Consider the following 5,853-nt stretch of genomic DNA (forward strand, 5'->3'; position numbering starts at 1 on the left):
GACAGCCCGGCGCGCGGCGGCGGCGACCGGGCGGCGGGCCAACAGCCCGTCCCGGTCGGCGACGTGGTCGCGGACCTTGGCCGAGGCGAGGACGAGTGAGACGGCCGCGGCGAGCCGCGCCCCTTCTCCCTTGGCGACGGGCGCGGTGCGCATGGCGCGCAGCGGGCAGGGACCGGCGGTGCGCCGGCCCTCGGGCGTACGGCCCGCCTGAGCCTCCGTCAGGACGGAGACGATCAGGCCGTCATAGTTCGTGACGATACGGGCGAACTGTCCGTGATCCGCCCTCAGGGCCAGGCACAGGCCGCAGAGATGGGCCATCCACTCGGCCTTGAGGCCTTCGGTGAGCCGGTGGGTACAGGGCCTGACGATTCCGAACACGACGATCCCCCGGGAGCCTTTCAGCCGGTGCGCGACGCTCGCGCACCGGAGCGTCGTGCATCGTATCGAGTGACCCGTTCACCCGTACGTCCCCCGGATCACCCGTACGGCCGGAGCATCATATTTTCCTTCTACAAGCCCTCTTGCACAGGAGGAACCCTGACGAATCGCCACATCTTCTGCACCAGTAACGTCACGAATCGCCTGCGAGCCGACTATCCACTTGGCGCGGTATCCACATCATGGACGACCATAGGGATACGAAAGAGATGCGGAACACCAAGGAACCGCGGTGAGAGGAGGCGTCCATGGGATCGGTGCGCAAGGCGAGCGCCTGGCTGGGCCTCGTCGAGGACAACGACGAGCGGTACTACGACGACGAGTACGCCGAGGGTGCGGAGACCGGTACGGGCAACCAGGCCTGGGTCACCGACCCGCGGGTGCAGGTGGCCGCGGAGGCGGCCGAGGAGCAGGACCGCCGGATCGCGACGGTGACCCCGGACAGCTTCCGGGACGCACGGGCCATCGGCGAGCTCTTCCGGGACGGCGTCCCGGTGATCGTCAACCTCACGGCCATGGACCCCGCCGACGCCAAGCGCGTGGTGGACTTCGCCGCCGGACTGATCTTCGGCCTGCGCGGCTCGATCGACCGGGTGGCCACCCGGGTCTTCCTGCTGTCCCCCGCCGACACCCAGGTGGTGGCGGGCGAAGCCGCCGGCCGCAGGACCGGCGGCTTCTTCAACCAGAGCTGAGCAGGGCGCTCGCCGGAAAGATCCGGTCAACGCATCCGGCCGGCACGCGCGTACCGGCGCGTCCCGCTCACCGGAAGGCGTCGAGACCGGTGAGCGCCTTGCCCAGTACCAGCTGGTGCATCTCCACCGTCCCCTCGTAGGTGAGCACCGACTCCAGGTTCGTGGCGTGCCGCATCACCGGATACTCCAGCGAGATCCCGTTGGCCCCGAGGATCGTGCGCGAGGTGCGGCAGATCTCGATCGCCTCCCGCACGTTGTTCAGCTTGCCGAAGCTGACCTGCTCCGGCCGGAGCCGGCCCGCGTCCATGCGGCGGCCCAGGTGATGGGCGAGCAGGATGCCCTTGTGCAGCTCCAGGGCCATGTCCGCCAGCTTGGCCTGGGTGAGCTGGAAGCCGCCGATCGGCCGGCCGAACTGTTCCCGGCTCCTCGCGTAGCCGAGGGCCGACTCGAAGCTGGCCCGCGCCGCGCCCATGGCACCCCAGACGATGCCGTACCGCGCGTGACTCAGACAGCTCAGCGGGCCACGCAGCCCGCTCGCGTCCGGAAGCACCGCGTCGGCGGGCAGCCGTACCTCGTCCATGACCAGCTCGCTGGTGACCGAGGCGCGCAGCGACCACTTGTGGTGGATCTCCGGGGCCGAGAAGCCGGGGGCGTCGGTCGGCACGACGAATCCCCGGATGCCCCGCCCGTCCTCGCCCTCGTCGGTCTGCGCCCAGACGACGGCGACTCCGGCGACCGAGCCGTTGGTGATCCACATCTTGCGGCCGGTGAGGATCCAGTCCCCGCCGTCGCGTTTGGCGTACGTCCGCATGCCGGCCGGGTCGGAGCCGTGGTCGGGCTCCGTCAGGCCGAAGCAGCCGATGATGTCGCCGGACGCCATGCCGGGCAGCCACCGCTGCTTCTGCTCCTCGGATCCGAAGCGGTGGATCGCGTACATGGCGAGCGACCCCTGTACGGAGACGAGTGAGCGGATCCCGGAGTCGGCGGCCTCCAGCTCCAGGCAGGCGAGCCCGTACTGGACGGCGCTCGCTCCGGCGCAGCCGTACCCGTCCAGCGACATGCCGAGCGCGCCCAGCGCGCCGAGCTCGCGGGCCAGTTCCCGGATTCCGGGCAGCTCGCCCTTCTCGTACCACTCGGCGATGTGCGGCAGGACGCGGTCGGTGGCCCAGGTGCGGACGGTGTCGCGGATCGCGAGGTCGTCGGGGCCGAGCAGGTCGTCGATGCCGAGGGGATCCGACGCGTCGAACGGCGGGAGCTTCGACGGCTTCGCGGACTCGGTGCTGGACATGAGGGTGCCTCCGGCGGCTCGCACGGTGCTCGGAGGGACCGGGGGACGCCCGCCCTCCGAAAACTAGCAGTGGTAGTCAGGGCGTCGTTCTGACGTTACGGCTCAGTGTGCCGCTCGTCCAGAGCCGGTCGCCTCGGCCGGCTCGCGTCGCGCGGGCACCATCGGGCGCGGGGCCGGACGGTCCCGTCCGGCCGGACGGACGGCGCCGGGGGCGCGGCCTTCGTCCGCCCCGTACGCGGGGGCCGCGGACACGGAGGCCGTGGATCCAGCGGCCGTGGGCGCGCCGCCGCCGGCCTCGCCCCGGTGGCACGCTTCCTTCGGCGGACACTCCATGACCTTCGGCAGGCGCAGGGCGGCCAGCGCCCCGAGCAGCAGCAGGCCCGCGCTGACGAACAGCGTGATGTGGAGTCCGCCGATGAAGGCGTGCCGGGCCGTGGAGCGCAACAGGTCGCCCATCGGGCCGCCCAGCTCCGCGGCCACCTGATAGGCCTCGCCCAGCGAGTGGGAGGCCTCCGCCCCGGCGCGGGCGGGGACGCCCTTCTCGTGCAGACCGGCGAGGCCGGGGGCGTAGGCGGCGTTCATGACACTGCCGAGCAGGGCGATGCCGAGGCCCGCGCCCAGCTGGTACGAGGTCTCGCCGATGGCCGCCGCGCCGCCCGCGCGCTCCGGCGGGGCGTCGCTGAGCATCGACTCGTACGCCCCGAAGAGCGTGGTCTGCAGTCCGAAGCCGAGCAGGACGAACGCGCAGCTCAGCAGGGCCGGACGGTCGTGCTGCCCCATCGAGGTGAGCAGCAGCACCGAGGACGCGGTGAGGACGAAACCCCAGCCGACCATGCGCCGGGGACCGATGCGGCGCAGGGTGTGCGAGCCGGTGGCGCCGGCGGCCATCGCCGCGAAGGTCAGCGGCAGCAGCCGCAGCCCGGTCTCCAGCGGGCTGAGCCCCAGCACCAGCTGGAGGTACTGGACGGCGATCAGCTGGAGGCCGACCAGCGCCAGCATGGCGAGCACGATGCAGCCGACGGCGGTGGAGAAGGCCGGGCGGGCGAACATCGAGACGTCGATCAGCGGATGCCTGCGGCGCTTCTGGCGGCGCACGAAGAGGATCAGGAGCGCGAGCCCGAGGGCCAGCGGCCCCAGCGAGACCGGATCCAGAAGCCCCGCGCCGCCGCCCAGACGCTTCACGCCGAGGACGACGCCGAGCACTCCCGCCGCGGCGGTCAGCGCGCCCAGCACGTCCCACGGGCCGTCGTGGCCGCCGCGCGACTCGGGCAGCAGCCAGCGGCCCAGCGGCAGGATCACGGCCATCAGCGGGATGTTGATCAGGAAGACCGAGCCCCACCAGAAGTGCTCGACCAGGAAGCCGCCGACGACCGGTCCGGTGGCGGCGCCGACCGCGGCGACCGCGGTCCACACGCCGATGGCGAGCGCCCGCTCCCGGCGGTCGGGGAAGACCTGGCGCAGGATCGACAGCGTGGCGGGCATGATCATCGCGCCGCCGACGCCGAGGAGGGCGCGGGCCGCTATCAGGACGGCCGGGGTGTCGGCCGTCGCGGCGAGCGCGGAGGCGACGCCGAACAGCGCGTAGCCGAAGAGCAGCACGCGGCGTCTGCCGATCCGGTCACCCAGCGTGCCGAAGAGGATGAGCAGCGAGGCACAGACGAGGGGGTAGGCGTCGACGATCCACAGGAGGGCCGTGCCACTCGGGCGCAGGTCCTCGGTGACGGCCGGAACGGCGACGTGGAGCACGGTCGCGTCGAGTGCGACGACCAGCAGACTGAGGCAGAGGACCACGAGGACGACCCAGCGGTTGGCGTCGTCGGCGGCCTCGCGCAGCCGGGCCCCGGCCGTGGTCGTCCCGGACATCTACGTACCTCCCGATGAGTCCCTCGCACTCGGCGGACCGATGGTGATGTGGGGTGCGCGTCCCAGGGCTTGTCGTCCGACTGCCGTCGTCGCCCGAAGGGCGGCCGGGCGGCGTCCGGTGCGTGCGATCGCAGGGCGCCGGAATGGTCTCGTAGCGGAGCTACCAGGGCATTTCGGCAACGCCGCGAGCGTGCGTGCCAGACGCCGCCCGGCAGACGACAGTCCGACGACAGGCCCTGGGGCCCGGCATCGACGGGCGAGTGAGCCGTCAGCGTACGCGAGTCCGGCGAGGTCACACGTGGCGCATGTCATACCCCGGTCCGCCGCACAGTGTGGCGTACGCCATTCCCCCTCCGTCCGGGGGTTCCCGCCCGGGGAGGCCCGGACGCCCGCCGTGACGGGGGTCCGGCCGGACGTCGCGGGGCGCGGCGCGACGGCACGCGCCTCCCCCGAATGGCGGGATCATTTGCCGCGGATTCCGGTACGCCTCTATTTCCGAGAGATCAAACACGCTTACGAACGGAACCGGCGGGCAATTGGCCGCATGATCACGGAGGTACTTCTCCGCGGCCGGAAAAGACACCGTTCCGAGACAAAGTCCACATCACATCGTCATCACAAAGAGCCCGGATTGGCCTGCTCACACACTCACTCGCTGTAACGTCGATTGGGTGCGTACCGACATCTTTGCCCGGCTGGACCGGGAGCCGGAACCGCCGAAGATAGAGGCGCCGCGGATGAGCCGTCACCGCATCGCCCTCTTCGGCGGGACGTTGGCGTTCTATCTCGCCATCGTCTTCGCGGTGCTGATCACGTCCTGGCTGGTGGCCCTGGACTGGAAGGTCATGCTGTTCCGGCCCTACCAGCAGTGGCCCGAACTGCACGCCTTCCTGGACTACTACGTCGTGCTCGGCCAGCGCGGCCCCACCGCGGTGATGGTCGCCTGCTGGCTGGGCTGGCGCTCCTGGCGTCAGCACACGCTCCGGCCGCTGCTGGTCCTCGGCACGTCCCTGCTGCTGCTCAACGTGACGGTGGGCGCGGTCAAGCTGGGGCTCGGGCGGCTCGGCCCGCACTACGCGACACAGATCGGCTCGGCCGAGATGTTCGCCGGCGGCGATATATTTCCCTCCGGGCACACCGCGAACGCCGTCGTGACCTGGGGAATCCTCGCCTATCTGGCCACCACCCCGCGCGCCAGGCGCTATCTGTCGGCGGTGTCCGCGACGGTCTCGCTGGGCGTCGGCCTCACCACCGTGTACATCGGTACGCACTGGCTCAGCGACGTCGTGCTGGGCTGGGCGGCCGGGCTGCTCATCCTGCTGGCGCTGCCCTGGTTCGAGCCGCTGATCGCCCGGACCGAGGCCTGGATCTTCGCGATGCGCGAGCGGTGGCGCGAGCGTCGCGGCGGCGCCCGTCCGGCGGCGCCGGTGGCGGGGGCGGGGCCGCAGCCGGTGCTGCTGCCGCAGTCGATGGCCACCGAGGGCCTCGCCGCCGAGACCGTGCCCGCCGCGGGCGAGCCGGTGCTCCCCGCCGGACATCCGGCGGGGACCAGGGCGCGGGCTGTCTCTTATA

5 protein-coding genes are annotated in these 5,853 nt (G+C 71.7%); 2 read left to right on the plus strand and 3 right to left on the minus strand.

Going from position 1 to position 5,853, the window contains the following annotated elements:
- Positions 1-378: DUF5685 family protein (locus tag CR470_RS35060; protein WP_257139024.1), on the minus strand; the 378-nt coding region annotated here is incomplete at its 3' end.
- Positions 379-686: 308 nt separating this feature from the next.
- Between CR470_RS35060 and CR470_RS35065 the strand changes: the two genes are divergently transcribed.
- Positions 687-1,130, plus strand: a complete 444-nt coding sequence (locus tag CR470_RS35065) for a cell division protein SepF (RefSeq protein WP_097871517.1) — start codon at positions 687-689, stop codon at positions 1,128-1,130.
- Positions 1,131-1,197: 67 nt separating this feature from the next.
- Here CR470_RS35065 and CR470_RS35070 read toward each other — a convergent pair whose 3' ends face one another.
- The gene (locus tag CR470_RS35070; RefSeq protein ID WP_097871519.1) at positions 1,198-2,418 is read right to left on the minus strand and encodes an acyl-CoA dehydrogenase family protein; all 1,221 of its coding nucleotides are present in this window, start codon (positions 2,416-2,418) and stop codon (positions 1,198-1,200) included.
- Between the two features lie 102 nt (positions 2,419-2,520).
- Positions 2,521-4,281, minus strand: coding sequence for an MFS transporter (locus tag CR470_RS35075; protein ID WP_097871521.1), 1,761 nt, complete (start codon positions 4,279-4,281; stop codon positions 2,521-2,523).
- 671 nt (positions 4,282-4,952) lie between these two features.
- On the opposite strand from CR470_RS35075, the gene CR470_RS35085 reads away from it, so the two are divergent.
- Positions 4,953-5,853, plus strand: a 901-nt coding sequence (locus tag CR470_RS35085; RefSeq protein ID WP_097871525.1) for a phosphatase PAP2 family protein, incomplete at its 3' end; no start/stop codon positions are given.

Origin of the sequence: Streptomyces sp. rh34 (assembly GCF_002551245.1) — a bacterium.
GTDB lineage: Bacteria > Actinomycetota > Actinomycetes > Streptomycetales > Streptomycetaceae > Streptomyces.